We start from the raw sequence: 19611 nt of genomic DNA on the forward strand, positions 1-19611 counted from the left end.
GCGGAGCCCGGGGAACGGTGGAAGGGCGGGTAGGGGACCCTGCTCCGCGCAGCGGCGCACCCTCCCGCACCCGACCCACCGGCCTCGGCCACGGGCACCGGCCCCGCCCCGGGGCGCGTCAAAAGGAATGCAGCGTCAGGGTCAGGACGGCACGGTACGTGCCCGGTGGGGTGTACGCCGGGAGGGTGAGCGTGAGGGCGGCGTCGACGGTGGCGGTGCCGGCCCCGCCCGTGGCCAGGACGGCGGCCCCCTCCGGCCCTGCCCGCCCCGCGGGGCCCGGCACGCAGCCTCCCCGGCAGGACGGGGTCCAGGACAGCACCGCCCCGGGGGCGCCGGCCGCGTCCCGACCGGTGAAGCCGGTGAGCGTCGCCGTCAGCTGCCACCGCCCGCCGCCGATCCGGGTGTCCTTGACGGTGACCGTGCCGATCCGCCCGGGGGCCGCGCCGCCGCCCCCGTACGCGACCGCCCCCAGGGTCACCGCCGCCCCGGCCTGGGTCAGCGTCAGCGTGCCCGGATCGGGGGCGGAGACCGCGTACGGAGCCGGGGCCGAGCCCCGTTGCGGCGACCAGGCCGGGCCCTCGTACGCCAGCACTCCCGTCGTGGCCCGGTCCGTGACGGCCAGCTTCACCGCGACCGCCCCGCGCGCGTCCGCGGCGGCCCGCACCCGGTCGGCCGTCGGGGCGGTGGCCGCGCGGCCCTCCACGGTCACGGCCGCGCCGGGGGTGAAGCCGACGCCGGTGACGCGGACCCTGGCGCCGGGCTCGCCGCCGGCCGCGCCGAGGGTGACGCGGCGCAGGTTCATGAGCGCCGGCGGGCCGACGGGCAGCACGCACGCCCGACCCCCGGCCTCCGACGCCGCGGCCGGCGCACCGCTCGGCCCCACAGCGGCGGACGCCCCGCCCCCGCCCTCCGACGCCAAGGCGGTCCCGCCGGGCGCATGGGGCGTCACCATCGCCCAGGTCACCACCGCTCGGCTCCACGCCACGGCCGGACACCCCCTCCCCGCCCTCCGGCGCGGCAGCAGTCCCGCCAGACGCCCCGGGCGTCACCGCGTCCAGGTCACCGCCGCTCGGCTCCGCGGCGGCGGACGGCGAGCAGGGTGCCGGCCGCGCCTCCTCCTCGGCCGCCGCCGGGGTGCCCAGCGCGGCCGCCGCGAGCAGCGCCGTACCGACGGCCGCCGACCACCTCCTGCTGCGCGCGCGTGTCCGCACCTGCCCGCCCCCTCCCCGACAGGGGGCCATTCACGGGCGGGCGGCGGGAGAAGTCAATGCACGGACCCCGCGCCGTCTGATGGCCCATCAGGAGATGGCGCGGTCTCGGCCGCCCGGAAGGTGCGCCGGTAGGCCGTCGGGCTGACCCCCAGCGCCGCCTGCACGTGCTTGCGGAGCGACTGCGCCGTCCCGAAGCCCGCCCGCCGGGCCACCGCCTCGACCGGCAGCTCGGTCCGCTCCAGCAGCTGCCGGGCCCGCTCCACCCGCTGCGCGGTGATCCACTCCCCCGGGCTCACCCCGCACTCCTCGCGGAACCGGCGCGTGAAGGTCCGTACCGACATGGACTCCTGCCGGGCGAGGTCGCCCAGCCGCAGGGGCTCGTGCAGCCGGTCCAGCACCCAGGCCCGCGCGGCCGTGGTGCTGGCGTGCTGCGGCCCGGGCACGGGCCGCTGGACGAACTGGGCCTGCCCGCCCTCGCGGTGGGGCGGGACGACGGTCCTGCGGGCGGTGTCGTTGGCGACGGCCGCGCCGTGGTCGCGGCGCACGATGTGCAGGCACAGGTCGATGCCGGCGGCGACCCCGGCGGAGGTCAGCACGTCCCCGTCGTCGGTGTAGAGCACGTCGGCGTCGACCCGTACGGCCGGGAACATCCGCTGGAAGTGCTCGGCGTAGGCCCAGTGGGTGGTGGCCCGGCGGCCGTCCAGGTACCCGGCGGCGGCCAGGACGTATCCGCCCGTGCAGATGGACACCATGCGCGTGCCGGGCCGGACGTGGGCGAGGGCCGCCGCCAGCCCGTCGGTCAGCCGGCCCTCGGAGTGCACCGGGCCCAGCTCGTGCGAGGCGGGGACCACGACGGTGTCGGCCGTCGCGAGCAGCTCGGGGCCGTGCTCGACGTACACCGCGAAGTCGGCGTCGGTCGGGACCGGCCCCGGGGCGAGTCCGCAGGTGAGGATCTCGTACAGGTGCCGCTCCTCGGGGTCCTTGGCCCGGCCGAAGATCCGGTGGGGGATGCCGAGCTCGAAGGGCAGCAGCCCGGCGAGGGCGAGGACGACGACACGGTGCGGCTTCTCGACGGTGGCCATGGCCCGATCGTATCGAAGCATGACAGTCAGGCCACTGTCGTACGGAGGGCCGCGGGCCGGAAGCTGTCGGCGTGACCCAGACAGCCCCCACCTCCCCCGCCTCCCCCGCCACCGGCACCACCGGCACCCGCGCCCCGCGCGAGCCCGGCCGCGTCCACCGGGCCTGGTTCGCCGCCGCCGTGGCCTTCGTGACGATCATCGGCGCGGCCGCCTTCGCCTCCCTCCCCGGACTGCTCATCGAGCCGCTGCACGCGGAGTTCGACTGGTCGCGCGGCACGATCGGCTTCGCGGTCTCCGTCAACCTGGCGCTCTACGGGCTCACCGCGCCCTTCGCCGCCGCGCTGATGGACCGCTTCGGCATCCGCAAGGTCGTCGCCGTGGCCCTGACCGTGATCGCGGGAGGCTCGCTGGCCACGGTGTGGATGACGGCCGCCTGGCAGCTGGTGCTGTTCTGGGGCGTGCTCGTGGGCCTCGGCAGCGGCTCGATGGCGCTGGCCTTCGCGGCGACGGTGACCAACCGCTGGTTCACCGCCCGGCGCGGCCTGGTCACCGGCATCCTGACCGCGGCCGGCGCCTCCGGCCAGCTGATCTTCCTGCCGCTGCTGTCCTGGCTGGTGGAGAACCACGGCTGGCGCCCGGCCTCGGTCACGGTGGCGCTGGCGGCCCTCGCCGTCGTCCCCTTCGTCTGGCTGCTGCTGCGCGACCACCCGGCCGACGTCGGCCTCGCCCCGTACGGAGGTGCGTACGAGCCCAAGCCCGCGCCCGTGCCGGGGGCGGCCCGCCGGGCCGTGGGCGTGCTCTTCCGGGCGGCCCGCACCGGCCCGTTCTGGCTGCTGGCGGGCACTTTCGCGATCTGCGGGGCCTCGACCAACGGGCTGGTGCGCACCCACTTCACCCCGGCGGCGCACGACCACGGCATGCCGGTGACGGCCGCCGCCGGACTGCTCGCGGTGATCGGCGTGTTCGACGTGCTCGGCACCATCGCCTCCGGCTGGTTCACCGACCGCTTCGAGGCGCGCCGGCTGCTGGCCGTGTACTACGCCCTGCGCGGGGTGTCGCTGATGTTCCTGCCGGTGCTGCTGGCGCCGAGCGTGCACCCGCCGATGGTGTTCTTCATCGTCTTCTACGGCCTGGACTGGGTCGCCACCGTCCCGCCGACCATCGCCCTGTGCCGCGAGCACTACGGGCAGGACAGCGCGGTCGTCTTCGGCTGGGTCCTGGCCTCGCACCAGGTGGGCGCGGCCCTGGTGGCCTTCCTCGGCGGGGTCGCCCGCGACGCCCTCGGCTCGTACGACCTGGTCTGGTACGCGGCGGGCGGCCTGTGCGCGGTGGCGGCGCTGATGGCGATGGTGATCCGCCGCCGGGTGCCGGAGCCGGCTACAGCGGCGGCCGCGTGAGCAGTTCGCGCAGCCAGCGGGCGCGGTCGGCGTCGCCGGTGTCCCCGGCGGCGCCGCCGTCCGCGTCGCGGGTGCACGCGGGGAAGAAGCGGCCCCAGGCGGAGACCCGGCCGATCGCCGCGAGCCGCCAGGCCAGCCGGGCGGCTCGGCGCAGCTCCCCGGGGGTGCGCCCGCCGCCGGTCCACGGCTCCAGGTAGGCGTCGCGCAGCCGGGGCAGCACGTCGGGCCCGTTACCGCCGGGCGGCGGCCCGGGCCGGGACCAGCAGGCTGCAGAAGGGGTGGGTGACGGAGGCGTCGCCCCAGTCGAAGAAGGTGTACCGGCCGGGCTCCGGGGCGAAGAGCTGCGCCTCGTGGAGGTCGGAGTGGTCGAGGGTGTCGTCGATGCCTGCCCCCGCGAGTTCCGCGCACCAGTCGGCGAAGCGGGGCCGCAGCGCGTGCAGGGCCCGGCGGTCGGTGTCGTCCAGGGCGGTGTTCTCCTCGACCATCCGGTCGAGGATCCCGGGCAGTGCGGCGGTACGGGCGCCGGGGACGCCGAGCGCCTCGATCTCGGGGGTGCGCGGGAGGAGGGAGCGCTGGAGTTCGGCGTACCGGCCGAGCACCGCCTCCCAGGCGCGCGGGCCGCCGCCTTCGCGGTCCTCGTCCAGGGCCTGCCGGAAGAGCGGGCCGCCGTCGGGCAGCAGGGCCCGGCCCCGGGCGCCGTCGACGGCCAGGGGCCGCAGCACGCTGCCGGGGGCCCAGTCGGCCAGGGCCCGGGTCAGCCCGGCCTCGAAGGCGCTCGCGGGCGGGTTGGCCTTGAACCAGACGGGGCCGCCGTCGCCGGCGGAGAACCGCACCAGCACCGACCACGGCCGCAGCCGGACCTCCCTGGGGCCGTTCTCGGCCAGCCCGCGCGCGGCCAGGGCGTCGGCTGCCCAGCCGAGCGCCTCCGCCCGCCAGTCGGGCCGGTCCCAGGGGGTCACGGCCCCGGGGAAGTCCCCACGGTCCACGGTCTCGCGCACGCCGGGCTGCATCGGCCCATCACACCACCGCGACGACGCGCACCGCCATCGGATTCCACCCCGCCCCGGCGTACGGGGCCGCGCGCCGGGCCGCCGCCCTCCGGAACCGCCGCTCCGCGAGCCGCCGGAGACCGGACTCAGGCTCCGGCGGGGGTGGTGGACTTCAGGGTGCCGTCGGGGGCGGCGAGGAGGACCGGGGTGTCGGGGCCGCCCAGGTCGCGGACGGCGGCGCGGTCGGCGTCGGCGGGGGCGTCGGCGGCGCTGACGACGGCGGCGGCCTCCAGGGAGTTCGCGCCGCTGGCGACGGCCATGGCGACGGCCGTCTGGAGGGCGCTCAGCTTGAGGGAGTCGAGCTCCACGGTGCCGGCGACGTACGTGCGGCCGGTCTCGTCCCGTACGGCCGCCCCTTCCGGGACTCCGTTGCGGGCCCGCGCGCTGCGCGCCAGCGTGATGATCTTGCTGTCCTCGGGGTCGATCCCGTTGCCCACGGTGCTCTCGCTCATAGGCGAAAGCATAGGAGCGCCCCGGTGCGGCCGTGCAACGACCCCGCCGGGGCGCTCTCTTGCGCTCCCCGCCCCCCGCCGTTCCCCCGTGGAGCAGGACAAACCTAAGCGAAAGGTAAGGCGCTCCTGGGATCCAAAGGTCCCGTCCCCACATGACCTTCGACCCTCATCCGCCCGGCACGCGCCACGGCGCCGCACCCGGTATCAGGGCCGGTCGAGCTTCAGCCGCTCCGCCCTCGGCAGCCCCGCCACGACCAGGTCGTACGAGTCCTCCACCAGCTCCCGCACCAGCGCGTCCGGAAGCCCGCCCACCGTCACGGTGTTCCAGTGCCGCTTGTTCATGTGCCAGCCGGGCACGATCGCCCCGTGCTCGGCCCGCAGTCGTACGGCCGCCTCCGGCTCGCACTTGAGGTTCACCCTCAGCGGCTCCGCGTCCAGCGCGGTGAGGGCGAACACCTTGCCCAGCACCTTGAACACCGAGGTCTCCGGGGTGAAGGGGAACTCCTCCACCGCCGCGTTGAAGCCCAGGCAGAACGCGCGCAGCTCCGCGGGGGTCATTCCCCGTCCTCCCCTTCGGCCGCCGCGGCGGCGACCGGCTCCACCAGCACCGTCACGATCTTGTTCCGGCGGCCCCCCGGGGACTCGGCCGTCAACCGCAGCGGACGCCCGTCCGGCAGGTCCACCACCGCCGAGGCGCCCGCGATCGGGACCCGGCCCAGCGCCTTGGCCAGCAGCCCGCCGACCGTCTCCACGTCCTCGTCGTCGAAGGCCTCCACCCCGAACAGCTCGCCGAGGTCGGTGATGTCGAGCCGCGCCGTGACCCGGTAGCGGTCCTCGCCGAGCTCCTCCACGGGCGGGATCTCCCGGTCGTACTCGTCGGTGATCTCGCCGACGATCTCCTCCAGGATGTCCTCGATGGTGACGATGCCGGCCGTGCCGCCGTACTCGTCGATGACGACGGCCACGTGGTTGCGCACGGACTGCATCTCGCGCAGCAGGTCACCGGCGTTCTTGGTGTCGGGCACGAAGACCGCCGGCCGCATCACCGTGGAGACCAGGTCGGACTCCGCCTCCCGGTTGATGTGCGTGCGGCGGACGAGGTCCTTCAGGTAGACCATCCCGACGATGTCGTCCTCGTTCTCCCCGGTGACCGGGATCCGCGAGAAGCCGGACCGCAGCGCGAGCGTCGTCGCCTGCCGGATCGTCTTGTAGCGCTCGATGCAGACCAGGTCGGTGCGCGGCACCATCACCTCGCGCACGAGGGTGTCCCCCAGCTCGAAGACCTGGTGCACCATCCGGCGCTCGTCGTCCTCGATCAGCGATTCCTTCTCCGCGAGGTCCACCATCGCGCGCAGCTCGGCCTCGGAGGCGAAGGGCCCCTTGCGGAAACCCTTCCCGGGCGTGAGCGCGTTGCCGATCAGGATCAGCAGCTGCGGAATCGGCCCCATCACCCGCGCCAGCGGTACGAGGACGTACGCGGCCGCCGTCGCGGTGTTCAGCGGGTGCTGGCGGCCGATCGTGCGGGGGGACACGCCCACCGCCACGAACGACACCAGCACCATCACGCCGATGGCGGTGAGCAGCGCCGTCCAGTTCTCGCCGAACGCGTCGAGGCAGACGTACGTGACGAGCACGCCCGCCGCCATCTCGCAGGTCACCCGCACCAGCAGGGCCACGTTGACGTAGCGGGTGGGGTCGGCGGCGACCTGGGCGAGCTTCGCGCTGCCGCGCCGGCCCTCCCGTACGGCCTGCTCGGCACGGAAGCTGGAGACACGGGCGATCCCGGACTCGGCGCACGCCGCGAACCAGGCCACCACGGTCAGCAGGACCGCCCCGGTGATCAGCTGGGCGGCGCCGGTCACGAGACGGTGGGGGCCGGGGAGGGGCCCGTGATGCCGCGCTCGGCGCGCCAGCCGTCGACGATGGCCGCCTGGAGGCCGAACATCTCGGCCTTCTCGTCCGGCTCCTCGTGGTCGTAGCCGAGCAGGTGCAGCACCCCGTGGACGGTCAGGAGCTGGAGCTCCTCGTCCATGGAGTGCCGCGTCGGCGCCTCGTCGCCCTGCTTCTTGGCCACCTCGGGGCAGAGCACGATGTCGCCGAGGAGCCCCTGCGGGGGCTCCTCGTCGTCCTTCGCCGGCGGACGGAGCTCGTCCATCGGGAAGGACATGACGTCGGTCGGTCCGGGAAGGTCCATCCACTGGATGTGGAGCTGCTCCATGGCGTCCTCGTCGATGACGATGACGGAGAGCTCGGACAGCGGGTGGATCCTCATCCGGGTGAGCGCGTAGCGGGCGATGTCGAGGATCGCCTGCTCGTCGACCTCGGTTCCGGACTCGTTGTTGACGTCGATCGACATGGTGCGCTGGGTTCTACTTCCGCTGGTGGCCGTTCGGGGCCGGGTGGGCATCGTCGTACTTGGCGTACGCGTCGACGATACGGCCGACCAGCTTGTGCCGGACGACATCCTCGGACGTGAGCCGCGAGAAGTGGATGTCCGGCACCCCGTCGAGGATCTCCTGGACCTGACGCAGACCGCTCTTGGCGCCGCCCGGGAGGTCGACCTGGGTGATGTCACCGGTGATGACGATCTTCGAATCGAAGCCGAGCCTCGTCAGGAACATCTTCATCTGCTCGACGGTGGTGTTCTGCGCCTCGTCCAGGACGACGAAGGCGTCGTTCAGGGTGCGACCGCGCATGTACGCCAGCGGCGCCACCTCGATCGTGCCCGCCGCCATCAGGCGCGGGATCGAGTCGGGGTCCAGCATGTCGTGGAGGGCGTCGTAGAGCGGCCGCAGGTACGGGTCGATCTTGTCGAAGAGCGTGCCCGGCAGGAAGCCGAGCCGCTCGCCCGCCTCGACGGCGGGGCGGGTCAGGATGATCCGGCTGACCTGCTTGGACTGCAGCGCCTGGACCGCCTTCGCCATGGCGAGGTACGTCTTGCCGGTACCGGCGGGGCCGATGCCGAAGACGATCGTGTTCTTGTCGATCGCGTCGACGTACCGCTTCTGGTTGAGGGTCTTGGGGCGGATGGTGCGGCCGCGGCTGGAGAGGATGTTCTGGGTGAGCACCTCGGCCGGGGTCTCCGTGTCACCGCCACCGCTCCCGTTCGCCTTGAGCATGGCGATCGAGCGTTCCACTGCGTCCTCCGTCATCGGCTGCCCGGTGCGGAGCACCAGCATCATCTCGTCGAACAGGCGCTGGATCAGGGCGACTTCCGCCGCCGCTCCGACCGCACTGACCTGATTGCCCCGAACATGGATGTCGGCCTTCGGGAAAGCCTTTTCGATCACGCGCAGCAGGGCGTCGCCCGAGCCGAGCACGGTCACCATCGGGTGCGTCGCCGGGACCGTGAAATGGGCTCGCGCCTGGCCCTGCGCCGGGGTGTGGGCTGTCGGTGTCTGAGTCATGGGCCGGCACTGTGGCCTGCGCATACCTCCCACTGAGGGGCCGATCCGATCGCCGGCCTCCGGAGTACCAAGAGTACGTCCACCCCGGGGCGCGCCCGAGGGGTTTTCCGGGCGGACCGGCCGGGGGCCTAGACGGGGTGCCGGAAGCCGATGGTGGGGACCGCGCGGCGGCGCGGGGAGGGGGTGGCGCCCGGCGGGACGAGGGCGTCCAGGAAGGCGTAGCGGTCCCGCAGGGCGTCGGGGGCCGTGCGCCACCAGTGGGCCACCTCGGGCCAGCCCGGGGCGGAGAGGGAGCCGCCGAACTCCTGCACCGACAGGGCGGCGGTCAGCCCGGCGAAGGCCAGCCGGTCGGCGAGCGGCCACCCCGCGAGGCTGCCGGTGACGAACCCGGCCACGAACACGTCCCCGGCCCCGGTGGGGTCCAGGGCCTCCACCGTGATCGCGGGGACCTCCGCGGTCTCCCCGGTGCGGCCGTCGACCGCGTACGAGCCCTCCGAGCCCATGGTCACCACCGCGACCGGGACCTTCTCCGCGAGGGCCCGGGCCGCGGCGCGCGGACACTCGGTCCGCGTGTAGCGCATCGCCTCTCCGGCGTTGGGCAGGAACGCCTCGCAGTGCTGGAGGTCGGCCAGGGCGCCCAGGTCCCACCGCCCGGTCTCGTCCCAGCCGACGTCCGCGAAGATCCGCGAGCCCCGGCGGGCCGCCTCGGAGATCCAGTCCTCGCCCTGCCCGGCGCCGAGCGAGGCCACCGCCGCCCGGGCCTTCGGGGGGCACCACGGGAAGGGGCCGGGGCCCGCCGGGGGCGGTGCCTCGTGGCCGTGGGAGACCATCGTGCGCTCGCCCTCGTACGCCATGGAGACCGTGACGGGGCTGTGCCAGCCGGGGATGGTGTGCGACATGGACAGGTCGATGCCCTCGCCCTGCTCCAGGGCGTCCCAGCAGTACTCGCCGTAGTGGTCGTCGCCGAAGGCGGCGGCCAGCGAGGTGCGCAGGCCCAGGCGGGCGAGGGCGGTGGCCATGTTGGCGACGCCGCCGGGGCTGGAGCCCATGCCGCGCGCCCAGGACTCCGTACCGCGCACGGGGGCGGAGTCGAGGCCGGTGAAGATGATGTCGAGGAAGACCGTGCCGGTCAGGAAGACGTCGCAGCCGGGCTCGTGGGGGTCGCGCACCGGGCGGAGCGGGTCGAGGGTGATGCGGCTGTCCCGACTGGTCACGGCGTACTCCCCGTTGATGTGTCGTTTCTGCGTACGGGCCGGAAAGCTGCCAGCCCTGCCCGGGCCCGCCCGGACCAAACCCCAGTGTGACGCACGTCACCCGACACGGAACGCCACCCGGCGGACTAGCGCTTCGGCAGCGCCACCCGCCCCAGGTCCGCCGCGACCGTCAGCTCGCCCTCGAACCCCGCCGCGCGGGCCTGGCGTTCGAACTCCGACGGGTCCGCGTACCGCTGCGAGAAGTGCGTCAGCACCAGGTGCCGCACCCCGGCGTGCCGCGCCACCCGGGCCGCCTGTCCGGCGGTGAGGTGGCCGTGGTCCTCGGCCAACCGGACGTCGGCGTCGAGGAAGGTGGACTCGATGACCAGCATGTCGCAGCCCTCCGCCAGCGCGTCCACGCCCTCGCAGAGCCGCGTGTCCATGACGAAGGCGAACCGCTGCCCCGCCCGGTGCTCGCTGACGGCCTCCAGCGTGACCTCGCCCTCCGGCCGCTCCAGCCGCCCCTCGCGCTGGATCCGGCCCACGTCCGGCCCCTTGATCCCGTACCGCGCGAGCAGCGCGGGGACCATCCGGCGCCCGTCCGGCTCGGTCACCCGGTAGCCGAAGGACTCCACCGGGTGCGAGAGCCGCCGCGCCTCCAGGACGTACGAGGGCCCGCTCGCGAGCACCCCGTCAGCGGCGACCGGCTCCTCCCGCAGCGCCACGGTCTCCCGGTAGGCGGTGGCGTACCGCAGCCGGTCGAAGAACTTCTGCCCCGAGGCCGGGTAGTGCGCCGTCACGGGGTGCGGGACCTGGTCGAGGTTGATCCGCTGGATCACCCCGGCCAGGCCGAGGCTGTGGTCGCCGTGGAAGTGCGTGACGCAGATCCGGTTGATGTCGTGCGCCGCGACCCCGGCGCGCAGCATCTGCCGCTGCGTGCCCTCGCCCGGGTCGAAGAGGATGCCCTCGCCGTCCCAGCGCAGCAGGTAGCCGTTGTGGTTGCGGTGCCGGGTGGGGACCTGGCTGGCGGTGCCGAGGACCACGAACTCGCGTACGGACACGGCTTATCCGGGCGGCCACTGGAGGCCGCGGCCGCCGAGGACGTGCGCGTGGGCGTGGAAGACGGTCTGGCCGGCGCCGGCACCGGTGTTGAACACGATGCGGTAGCCGTGGCCGTCGACCTTCTCGTCGGCGGCGACCTGCCCGGCCTCGCGGAGCACGTCGGCGGCGATGGCCGGCTCGGCGGCGGCGAGGGCGGCCCCGTCCTCGTAGTGCACCTTGGGGATGACGAGCACGTGGGTCGGCGCCTGCGGGTTGATGTCCCGGAAGGCGACGGTGGTCTCCGTCTCGCGGACGAGCGTCGCCGGGACGGATCCCGCGACGATCTTGCAGAACAGGCAGTCCGCCTGCGGTTCCCCGGCCATTGCTGCGCCTCCCGTGACGTTGATCGCTCGGGGGGCATGCTACCCGTGCCCTGGCCGGGCGGTGCGGGCTATTCCGCTGCGCGGTCCCGGTTCCCCTACCCGCCCTTCCCCCGTTCCCCGGGGACTCCGCCCCCGGCCCCCCGCACCCGAACGCCGGCGGGGCTGCCGATAGCCCCGCCGGCGTTTGAGGCGCGGGTCCGGGCAGCGCCCGGGGAACGGAGGAAGGGCGGGCAGGGGACCGCCCCGCGCAGCGGCACCCTCGCGCCCAGGCCGGCCCGGCGGGGCAGCACCCTGCTCCGGCAACCGCCCGGCCAGGGCAAAGGCCCGGCCAAGGCAAAGGCCCGGCCAGGGCAGGGGCTACGACCAGCGCCCCGTGCGGGCCAGCAGGACGGCCGCGGCCGCCGTGCCGGCCGTCGACGTGCGCAGCACCGACCGCCCCAGCCGGTACGGCCGGGCGCCGGCCTCGGCGAAGACGGCCAGTTCCTCCGGCGAGACCCCGCCCTCGGGGCCGACCACCAGCACCACCGACCCCTTCTCCGGCAGCGGCGCCGTCGCCAGCGCCTCCGACGGGGTGTCGCGGTCCTCGTGCAGCACCACCGCCAGGTCGGCCTGCGCCAGCAGCGCGGCCACCTGCTTCGTGGACATCACCCCGGCCACCTCCGGGAACCGGACCCGGCGCGACTGCTTGCCCGACTCCCGCGCCGTGGAACGCCACTTGGACAGCGACTTCGCCCCCCGGTCGCCGCGCCACTGCGTGATGCACCGCGAGGCCTGCCACGGCACGATCGCGTCGACGCCGGTCTCCGTCATCGTCTCGACCGCCACCTCACCCCGGTCACCCTTCGGCAGCGCCTGCACCACGGTGATCCGGACGTCGGGCTCCGGCTCCTCCAGCACGCTCTCCAGGTCCATGACCACCAGCCGGTCCTTGCCCTCGGCCGCCTTGACCACGCCCTCGGCCCACCGGCCGCGCCCGTCCGTGAGGACCACGTCCTCGCCCGGGCCCAGCCGCTTCACGGACACCGCGTGCCGCCCCTCGGGGCCGTCCAGCACGAACTCCGGCCCCGCCGGAACCTCTTCGACCACGAACACGGGGGCCGTCATGACGTTCTCCTCATCTGCAATGCGTTCAACGCGTCCTGCGCTCCGGCCAGTTCGGCCGCCAGCACCTCCACCAGCTCCCCGGCCGGCAGCACCCGCGCCAACCGGTGCCCCTGGCCCGCCCACAGGGACATGCCCTGCGGGTCACCGGCCGCCGCGGCCGCCTTGCGCAGCCCCGCGGTCATGTGGTGGACCTGGGGGTAGGCGGCCGGCGCGTACGGCCCGTGCTCCCGCACGAAGCGGTTGACCAGGCCCCGCGCGGGCCGGCCCGTGAAGGCCCGGGTCAGTTCCGTGTGCGGGAACATCGGGTCGGTCAGGGCCTTCTTGTGCAGCGGGTGCGCGCCCGACTCCGGGCAGGCCAGGAAGGCCGTGCCGAGCTGCGCCGCGTCCGCTCCCGCCGCCAGCACCGCCGCGATCTGCGCGCCGCGCATCAGGCCGCCCGCCGCGGTGATGGGCAGGGCCACGGCCTCCCGTACCTGCGCTACCAGTGCCAGCAGTCCGACGCCGGCCGTGCCGTCGGTCTCCGGGTCGTCGCGCTGGGTGCCCTGGTGGCCGCCGGCCTCGATGCCCTGGACGCAGACGGCGTCGGCGCCCGCCGCCTGTGCGGAGCGGGCCTCCTCGACCGAGGTGACGGTGACGACGGTACGGGTGCCGGCCCCGCGCAGGCGGGCGAGCACGTCGGGCGCGGGCGTGCCGAAGGTGAAGGAGACCTCCGGGACGGGGTCCTCCAGCAGGATGGCCAGCTTCGCCTCGTACCCGTCGTCGCAGTTGCCGACGGTGTCCTCGGGGGCGAGCGAGACCTCGTACCAGCCGGCCTCCCCGGCCAGCTGCCCGCGGTAGGTCTCGACGGCGGCCGGGTCGACGTACCCGGTCTGCGGCATGAAGAGGTTCACGCCGAAGGGCCGCCGGGTGAGGCCGCGCGTCTGCTTGATCTCCTGGTACATGCCGTCGGCGGTCTTGTAGCCGCCGGCCAGGTAGCCGAGGCCGCCGGCCTCGCACACGGCGGCGACGAGCGGCGGGCAGGAGGCGCCGCCCGCCATGGGACCCTGCACGATCGGGTACTGGGGGAGACCGTTCGGTGCGGAGGACATGGACTGCATCGTGCCACGTCCCGGCCATCGGGCCGAACCGTCGCATTCGCCTGGCATAGTCCGCTTCCCCGGCATGTCCGGGAATCGCCCCGGACGGTCCGCCGGGAAGCACGGAGCCCGGCCCGGGACTCCCCGGACCGGGCTCGTACGACGTACCTCAGGCGGCCCGAGGGGCTGCCTCAGCGGCCGTTGAACGCGTCCTTCAGGCGGCTGAACAGGCCCTGCTGGCCGGGGGCGAACTGGCCCATCGGCCGCTCCTCGCCGCGCAGCTTCGCGAGCTGGCGCAGCAGTTCCTCCTGCTGGGCGTCCAGCTTGCCGGGGGTGGTGACCTCGACGTGGACGATCAGGTCGCCGCGGCCGCCGCCGCGCAGGTGGGTGACGCCCCGCCCGTGCAGCGGGATGGCCTGGCCGGACTGGGTGCCGGGCCGGATGTCGATCTCCTCCATGCCGTCCAGCGTCTCCAGCGGGCACTTGGTGCCCAGGGCGGCGGCCGTCATGGGGATGGTGACCGTGCAGTGCAGGTCGTCCCCGCGCCGCTGGAAGGTCGGGTGCGGCAGCTCGTGGATCTCCACGTAGAGGTCGCCGGCGGGGCCGCCGCCGGGGCCGACCTCGCCCTCGCCCGCGAGCTGGATCCGGGTGCCGTTCTCGACACCGGCGGGGATCTTGACGGTGAGGCTGCGGCGGGAGCGGACCCGGCCGTCGCCCGCGCACTCGGGGCACGGGGTCGGGACCACGGTGCCGAAGCCCTGGCACTGCGGGCAGGGGCGCGAGGTCATGACCTGGCCCAGGAAGGACCGGGTGACCTGCGAGACCTCTCCGCGGCCGCGGCACATGTCACAGGTCTGCGCCGAGGTGCCGGGGGCGGCGCCCTCGCCGGAGCAGGTGCCGCAGACGACGGCGGTGTCGACCTGGATGTCCTTGGTCGTGCCGAAGGCGGCCTCGTCCAGTTCCAGGTCCAGGCGGATCATGGCGTCCTGGCCGCGGCGGGTCCGCGAGCGCGGGCCGCGCTGCGAGGCCTGGCCGAAGAAGGCGTCCATGATGTCGGAGAAGTTGCCGAAGCCGCCCGCTCCGAAGCCGCCCGCGCCGCCACCGCCGCCCGAGGAGGACAGCGGGTCGCCGCCGAGGTCGTAGACCTGCTTCTTCTGCGGGTCCGAGAGGACCTCGTAGGCCGCGTTGATCTCCTTGAAGCGCTCCTGCGTCTTCGGGTCCGGGTTCACGTCCGGGTGGAGTTCACGCGCGAGGCGGCGGAAGGCCTTCTTGATCTCGTCCTGCGATGCGTCGCGGCGCACGCCGAGGACGGCGTAGTAGTCCGTGGCCACTTACGACTCCGCCAGGATCTGTCCGACGTAACGTGCCACTGCGCGTACCGCTCCCATCGTTCCGGGGTAGTCCATGCGGGTCGGTCCGACCACGCCGAGTTTGGCGACTGCTTCGCCGCCCGAACCGTAGCCGACGGACACGACCGACGTGGAGTTGAGCCCCTCGTAGGCGTTCTCGTGACCGATCCGTACGGCCATTCCCGACTCACCGGCCTCACCCAGCAGCTTCAGGAGCACGACGTGCTCCTCCAGCGCTTCGAGCACGGGCCTGATGGTCAAGGGAAAGTCATGTCCGAAGCGGGTGAGGTTGGCGGTGCCGCCGATCATCAGCCGCTCCTCCGCCTCCTCGGCCAGCGTTTCGAGAAGGGTCGCGAGGACGGCCTTGACGGTCGCCCGGTCGTCGATCTCGAACGACTCCGGAAGGTCCTGCACCAGCTGCGGCACGTCCGTGAAGCGGCGGCCGACGACCCTGCTGTTCAGACGCGCCCGCAGGTCGGCGAGGGAGTTCTCGCCGAAGGGGGTCTGGGTGTCGACGAGGCGCTGCTCGACGCGGCCGGTGTCGGTGATGAGTACGAGCATCAGCCGGGCGGGGGCCAGCGACAGCAGCTCGACGTGCCGCACGGTGGAGCGGGTCAGCGACGGGTACTGGACGACGGCGACCTGCCGGGTGAGCTGCGCGAGCAGCCGTACCGTGCGGCCGACCACGTCGTCGAGGTCGACGGCGCCGTCGAGGAAGTTCTGGATGGCCCGGCGCTCGGGCGTCGACAGCGGCTTGACGCCGGCCAGCTTGTCGACGAAGAGGCGGTAGCCCTTGTCCGTGGGGATCCGGCCGGCGCTGGTGTGGGGCTGGGCGATGTAGCCCTCCTCCTCCAGCACGGCCATGTCGTTGCGCACGGTGGCGGGCGAGACGCCCAGCCTGTGCCGCTCGGTGAGGGCCTTGGAGCCGACGGGCTCCTCCGTCCCGACGTAGTCCTGGACGATGGCGCGCAGCACCTCGAGTCTGCGTTCGCTGAGCATCGCGCACACCTCCGGATGCGGTCGGTCGTCGGTCTGGCCGTCGGGGCCGGTCCTGGCTCGTTGGCACTCTGCGCGTGTGAGTGCCAGAGATCCCCCGGTCAGTGTACGGCCGGGTAGTACGCCACAGGCAAGGGCGGCCTGCCAGGGTAGCGTCACCGCATGGACGTACGTTGGGAAGAGGCGGGCTGGGAAAGGGTCACCGGACGGGTCGGCCGGCGACGGCTGCCGGTGTGGGACTGCACCGTGGGACTGGTGGTGGGGGACGAGTCGATGCTGCTGATCGACCCGGGATCGTCCGTGCGCGAGGGCGCGCAGGTGCGGGCCGAGGCGGAGCGGCTGACGGGCCGGCGCGTGACCCATATCGCATTCACCCACGGACATTTCGACCACGTGCTGGGCGGGGCTGCCTTCGCGGGCGCCGAGTTCTTCGGGGCGGTCGGCCTGGAGCGGCTGCTGTCGGCGCCGACGGGCCGGGAGGAGGTGCGGATGAGCGCGGTCCTCCAGGGCCTGGCGGAGGAGGAGGCCGCGGAGGCGGCGGACCTGCTCCAGGCGCCCCGGCACCTGGTGTCGGGCGAGTGGACGCTGGAGCTGGGCGGGGTGCAGGTGCTGCTGGCGAACGTGGGGCCCGCGCACTCCGAGCACGACCTGGCCGTCTTCGTGCCGGGCGAGCGGGAGGCGGTGTTCTGCGGGGACCTGGTCGAGGAGTCGGGCGAGCCCCAGGCGGGCTCGGACGCGGTGCCGGGCCAGTGGCCGGCCGCCCTGGACCGGCTGCTGTCGCTGGGAGGCGACGACGCGGTGTACGTGCCGGGTCACGGAGCGCTGGTGGACGCGGAGTTCGTGCGTGCGCAACGCGACACACTGGCGGCCAGGTTCGGCGTGTCGGGGGCCTGAGGGCGCCGGCTCTCCTAGTGTCGGCCGGATGCGTGAGTACTCCCCCGACCTGACCCCGCAGTGGAAGCGCTCCAAGCCCGTGCCGGAGGTGCCGGCGGACCCGGACCTGGTGGTCGAGGTGGCGGGTACGGACTTCTGCGGCGCGGTGGTGGCCTGCGAGGCGGGCACGGTGACCCTGGAGGACCGCTTCGGCAAGCGCCGGGTGTTCCCGCTGGAGCCGAGCGGCTTCCTGCTGGACGGCGCGGTGGTGACCCTGACCCGCCCCTCACGGGGGCCCGCCGCGCCGGCCCGTACGGCTTCGGGGTCGATCGCCGTCCCGGGGGCGCGGGCGCGGGTGGCGCGGGCGGGGCGGATCTACGTGGAGGGGCGGCACGACGCCGAGCTGGTCGAGCGGGTCTGGGGCGACGACCTGCGCATCGAGGGCGTGGTGGTGGAGTACCTGGAGGGCGTGGACGACCTGGCGGCGGTGGTGGCCGACTTCTCCCCCGGCCCGGACGCCCGCCTGGGCGTCCTGGTCGACCACCTCGTACCGGGCTCGAAGGAGTCCCGGATCGCGGCCTCGGTGACGGGCCCGGACGTGCTGGTGGTGGGCCACCCGTACGTGGACGTCTGGCAGGCGGTGAAGCCGTCGGCGCTGGGCATCCGGGCCTGGCCGGAGGTGCCGCGGGGGCAGGACTGGAAGACGGGCGTCTGCCGAGCGCTGGGCTGGCCGGAGAACACCGGGGCCGCCTGGCAGCACATCCTGTCCCGTGTGACGTCCTACCGGGACCTGGAGCCGACGCTGCTGGGGCGGGTGGAGGAACTGATCGACTTCGTCACGGGTAGCGGTGAGGCCTGACGCCCTGGAAGGTGCCGAAGTCACTCGTGTCCAGCTCGATACCGAGCAGCTCCAGCGGCACTGACTCGCCGAACTTGGACAGCCTTTGCGATCGGTAGTCGGCATCGTCCCCCTTGCCGACCGGGCTGGTCAGCAGGACGCATTGCGCAGCGATCGGGTCGATGACCAGATAAGCGGGCACCCTCCCTGCGGCGTAGATCGACCGCTTGGTCACGTAGTCCCTGTCGACGCTGGTCTTGGAGACGACCTCCACCACCAACGTGATCAGTTGCGACGGCAGGAGCCGCCCCGACCCCGGGTTGGCCTGGCGATCCAGGACCACCAGGTCGGGCACGGGCTCGCTCGCCTCGTCGACGATGTCGACGTCCTGGGTCTGGAGCCGTACCCACCGCTTGCGCGGAATCTGGTCCTGCACGTCTTCCACGATCAGGTTGTGCACCAGATCGGGACCGGCCATCATCACGATTTCCCCCCGGAGGAGCTCAGCCTTAATGCCCTCGGGAGGCTCGAACCCCTCGAAGAATTTGGCCATTCCGTGCTCGTCCACAGCGGTCATCTCCGTGGTCCTCCACATCCGCCGCGTACTGTCGGCGGCAGCCTACGAACAGCGTAGGCAGCGTGAGCCCGGTTACGGAGGGATTCACCCGGGCGGGGGATCAGTCCACCAGGTCCCGCACCACCGCGTCCGCCAGCAGCCGCCCGCGTAGGGTCAGGACGGCGCGGCCGGCCTCGTACGGGGCCGGATCCAGCAGGCCGTCGGCCAGGGCGCGGCGGGAGGCCGCCAGGCCCGCCGGGGCCAGCAGGGACAGCAGGACGCCGTCGACCAGGCGGAGCTCCAGCAGGATCCGCTCCACACGCCGGTCCTCCGCCGACAGCAGCTCGCGTCCCGCGCCCGGGGAGCGGCCCTCCGCGAGGGCGGCCGCGTAGGCGCCGGGGTGCTTCACGTTCCACCAGCGGACCCCGCCCACGTGCGAGTGGGCGCCGGGGCCCGCGCCCCACCAGTCGGCGCCGCGCCAGTACAGCTCGTTGTGCAGGCAGCGGCCGGCCTCGGTGGTGGCCCAGTTCGACACCTCGTACCAGGAGTACCCGGCCTCGGCCATGACCTGGTCGGCGATCAGGTACCGGTCGGCGTGGACGTCGTCGTCGGTCATCGGGACCTCGCCGCGGCGGATCCGGCGGGCCAGCTGGGTGCCCTCCTCGACGATCAGGGCGTACGCGCTGACGTGGTCGGGGCCGGCGCCGAGCGCGGCCTCCAGGGAGGCCCGCCAGTCGTCGTCGGACTCGCCGGGGGTGCCGTAGATCAGGTCCAGGTTGACGTGCTCGAAGCCCGCCGCGCGCGCCTCGGCCACGCAGGCCTCGGGGCGGCCGGGGGTGTGGGTGCGGTCGAGGACCTTCAGGACGTGCTGCCTGGCGCTCTGCATGCCGAAGGAGATCCGGTTGAAGCCGCCCGCGCGCAGCTCGGCGAGGTACTCGGGGTTCACGGACTCCGGGTTGGCCTCGGTGGTGACCTCGGCGTCCTCGGCGAGCCCGAACTCGTCGCGGATCGCCGCGAGCATGCGTACGAGGTCCCCGGCGGGCAGCAGGGTGGGCGTGCCGCCGCCGACGAAGACGGTCCGCACGGCGCGCGGGTCGTCGCCGAGCACCTTGCGGGCGAGGCGGACCTCGTCGATCAGGGTGTCGGCGTAGTTCTCGCGGGAGGCGAGCACTCCGCCGGTGCCGCGCAGCTCGGTGGCGGTGTAGGTGTTGAAGTCGCAGTACCCGCAGCGGGTGGCGCAGTAGGGGACGTGCAGGTAGAACCCGAGCGGCCGCTCCCCGGCGCCCTCCAGGGCGTGCGACGGCAGCGAGCCGTCTTCGGGCATGGGGTCACCGTCGGGGAGTGCGGAAGGCATGACGCCATTGTCCCGCACTCGCCGCGCCCCGCCGGCCCGCCCCGCGACCCGGCGCCGCGCGCCGCGACCCGGCGGCACGCCCTGTGGCCCGGCGCCATGCCCCGTAGCCCGGCGCCGCGCGCCGTGGCCCGGCGGCACGCCCCATGGCCCGGCGCCATACCCCGTGACCCGGCGCCACGCGCCGCGACCCGGCGGCACGCCCCATGGCCCGGCGCCATACCCCGTGACCCGGCGCCACGCGCCGCGACCC

At 74.1% G+C, this 19611-nt stretch carries 19 protein-coding genes and 1 pseudogene; 3 read left to right on the forward strand and 17 right to left on the reverse strand.

Annotated elements, in window-relative coordinates:
• Positions 1 to 118: 118 nt before the first annotated feature.
• Together SSNG_RS11445 and SSNG_RS11450 are read right to left on the reverse strand one after the other, a co-directional pair.
• A complete protein-coding gene (locus SSNG_RS11445; RefSeq protein ID WP_050779601.1) occupies positions 119 to 829 on the reverse strand; it encodes a hypothetical protein in 711 nt (236 codons plus the stop codon).
• A gap of 435 nt (positions 830 to 1264) precedes the next feature.
• Positions 1265 to 2293 (reverse strand): helix-turn-helix domain-containing protein, encoded by a 1029-nt coding sequence (locus SSNG_RS11450; RefSeq protein ID WP_007263985.1) that lies wholly within the window; start codon positions 2291 to 2293, stop codon positions 1265 to 1267.
• 71 nt (positions 2294 to 2364) lie between these two features.
• Between SSNG_RS11450 and SSNG_RS11455 the strand changes: the two genes are divergently transcribed.
• Positions 2365 to 3690: an MFS transporter gene (locus SSNG_RS11455; protein ID WP_007263986.1), complete on the forward strand. Its 1326-nt coding sequence runs from the start codon at positions 2365 to 2367 to the stop codon at positions 3688 to 3690.
• Here SSNG_RS11455 and SSNG_RS11460 read toward each other — a convergent pair.
• From SSNG_RS11460 to hrcA, 13 genes and pseudogenes are all read right to left on the reverse strand, one after another.
• Positions 3671 to 4700, reverse strand: a pseudogene (locus SSNG_RS11460) (aminoglycoside phosphotransferase family protein). The gene SSNG_RS11455 and the pseudogene SSNG_RS11460 overlap by 20 nt on opposite strands.
• Positions 4701 to 4825: 125 nt before the next feature.
• The gene (locus tag SSNG_RS11465) at positions 4826 to 5191 is read right to left on the reverse strand and encodes a hypothetical protein (protein ID WP_042800877.1); all 366 of its coding nucleotides are present in this window, start codon (positions 5189 to 5191) and stop codon (positions 4826 to 4828) included.
• A 204-nt stretch (positions 5192 to 5395) separates the two neighbouring features.
• Entirely contained in the window at positions 5396 to 5749 is a 354-nt protein-coding gene (locus tag SSNG_RS11470) for an MmcQ/YjbR family DNA-binding protein (protein ID WP_007263989.1), read from the reverse strand.
• Positions 5746 to 7053, reverse strand: a complete 1308-nt coding sequence (locus tag SSNG_RS11475; RefSeq protein WP_007263990.1) for a hemolysin family protein — start codon at positions 7051 to 7053, stop codon at positions 5746 to 5748. Before SSNG_RS11475 ends, SSNG_RS11470 begins: the two co-directional genes overlap by 4 nt.
• Positions 7050 to 7547, reverse strand: coding sequence for an rRNA maturation RNase YbeY (gene ybeY, locus SSNG_RS11480; RefSeq protein WP_007263991.1), 498 nt, complete (start codon positions 7545 to 7547; stop codon positions 7050 to 7052). The genes SSNG_RS11475 and ybeY overlap by 4 nt, the downstream gene beginning before the upstream one ends.
• A 13-nt stretch (positions 7548 to 7560) precedes the next feature.
• Positions 7561 to 8598: a PhoH family protein gene (locus SSNG_RS11485; protein WP_050779602.1), complete on the reverse strand. Its 1038-nt coding sequence runs from the start codon at positions 8596 to 8598 to the stop codon at positions 7561 to 7563.
• Positions 8599 to 8726: 128 nt separating this feature from the next.
• Positions 8727 to 9812 carry a PfkB family carbohydrate kinase gene (locus tag SSNG_RS11490; RefSeq protein WP_042800879.1) on the reverse strand — a complete coding sequence of 362 codons (1086 nt, stop codon included), beginning with the start codon at positions 9810 to 9812 and terminating at the stop codon, positions 8727 to 8729.
• 125 nt (positions 9813 to 9937) lie between these two features.
• On the reverse strand, positions 9938 to 10852 hold the full coding sequence (locus tag SSNG_RS11495; RefSeq protein WP_007263994.1) for a ribonuclease Z: 915 nt from the start codon (positions 10850 to 10852) through the stop codon (positions 9938 to 9940).
• A gap of 3 nt (positions 10853 to 10855) precedes the next feature.
• Positions 10856 to 11215, reverse strand: a complete 360-nt coding sequence (locus SSNG_RS11500) for a histidine triad nucleotide-binding protein (protein ID WP_007263995.1) — start codon at positions 11213 to 11215, stop codon at positions 10856 to 10858.
• A 357-nt stretch (positions 11216 to 11572) separates the two neighbouring features.
• Positions 11573 to 12319 (reverse strand): 16S rRNA (uracil(1498)-N(3))-methyltransferase, encoded by a 747-nt coding sequence (locus tag SSNG_RS11505; RefSeq protein ID WP_042800880.1) that lies wholly within the window; start codon positions 12317 to 12319, stop codon positions 11573 to 11575.
• Positions 12316 to 13407, reverse strand: coding sequence for a nitronate monooxygenase (locus tag SSNG_RS11510; RefSeq protein WP_042803332.1), 1092 nt, complete (start codon positions 13405 to 13407; stop codon positions 12316 to 12318). The genes SSNG_RS11505 and SSNG_RS11510 overlap by 4 nt, the downstream gene beginning before the upstream one ends.
• A 179-nt stretch (positions 13408 to 13586) precedes the next feature.
• On the reverse strand, positions 13587 to 14726 hold the full coding sequence (dnaJ, locus tag SSNG_RS11515; RefSeq protein ID WP_007263998.1) for a molecular chaperone DnaJ: 1140 nt from the start codon (positions 14724 to 14726) through the stop codon (positions 13587 to 13589).
• Positions 14727 to 15743 (reverse strand): heat-inducible transcriptional repressor HrcA, encoded by a 1017-nt coding sequence (gene hrcA / locus SSNG_RS11520; RefSeq protein WP_007263999.1) that lies wholly within the window; start codon positions 15741 to 15743, stop codon positions 14727 to 14729. It lies immediately after the preceding gene.
• A 159-nt stretch (positions 15744 to 15902) separates the two neighbouring features.
• Here hrcA and SSNG_RS11525 point away from each other — a divergent pair, with 159 nt between their 5' ends.
• Positions 15903 to 16634, forward strand: coding sequence for an MBL fold metallo-hydrolase (locus SSNG_RS11525; RefSeq protein ID WP_007264000.1), 732 nt, complete (start codon positions 15903 to 15905; stop codon positions 16632 to 16634).
• 28 nt (positions 16635 to 16662) lie between these two features.
• Positions 16663 to 17472 carry a DUF3097 domain-containing protein gene (locus SSNG_RS11530; RefSeq protein WP_007264001.1) on the forward strand — a complete coding sequence of 270 codons (810 nt, stop codon included), beginning with the start codon at positions 16663 to 16665 and terminating at the stop codon, positions 17470 to 17472.
• Here the strand turns inward: SSNG_RS11530 and SSNG_RS11535 are convergent.
• Both SSNG_RS11535 and hemW read right to left on the reverse strand, forming a co-directional pair.
• Positions 17450 to 18028, reverse strand: a complete 579-nt coding sequence (locus SSNG_RS11535; protein WP_042800881.1) for a Uma2 family endonuclease — start codon at positions 18026 to 18028, stop codon at positions 17450 to 17452. The two genes, SSNG_RS11530 and SSNG_RS11535, sit on opposite strands and share 23 nt — an antisense overlap.
• A 100-nt stretch (positions 18029 to 18128) precedes the next feature.
• On the reverse strand, positions 18129 to 19361 hold the full coding sequence (hemW, locus tag SSNG_RS11540; RefSeq protein ID WP_042800882.1) for a radical SAM family heme chaperone HemW: 1233 nt from the start codon (positions 19359 to 19361) through the stop codon (positions 18129 to 18131).
• Between the last annotated feature and the right edge of the window lie 250 nt (positions 19362 to 19611).

The organism is Streptomyces sp. C (assembly GCF_000158895.1).
Classification (GTDB): domain Bacteria; phylum Actinomycetota; class Actinomycetes; order Streptomycetales; family Streptomycetaceae; genus Streptomyces; species Streptomyces racemochromogenes.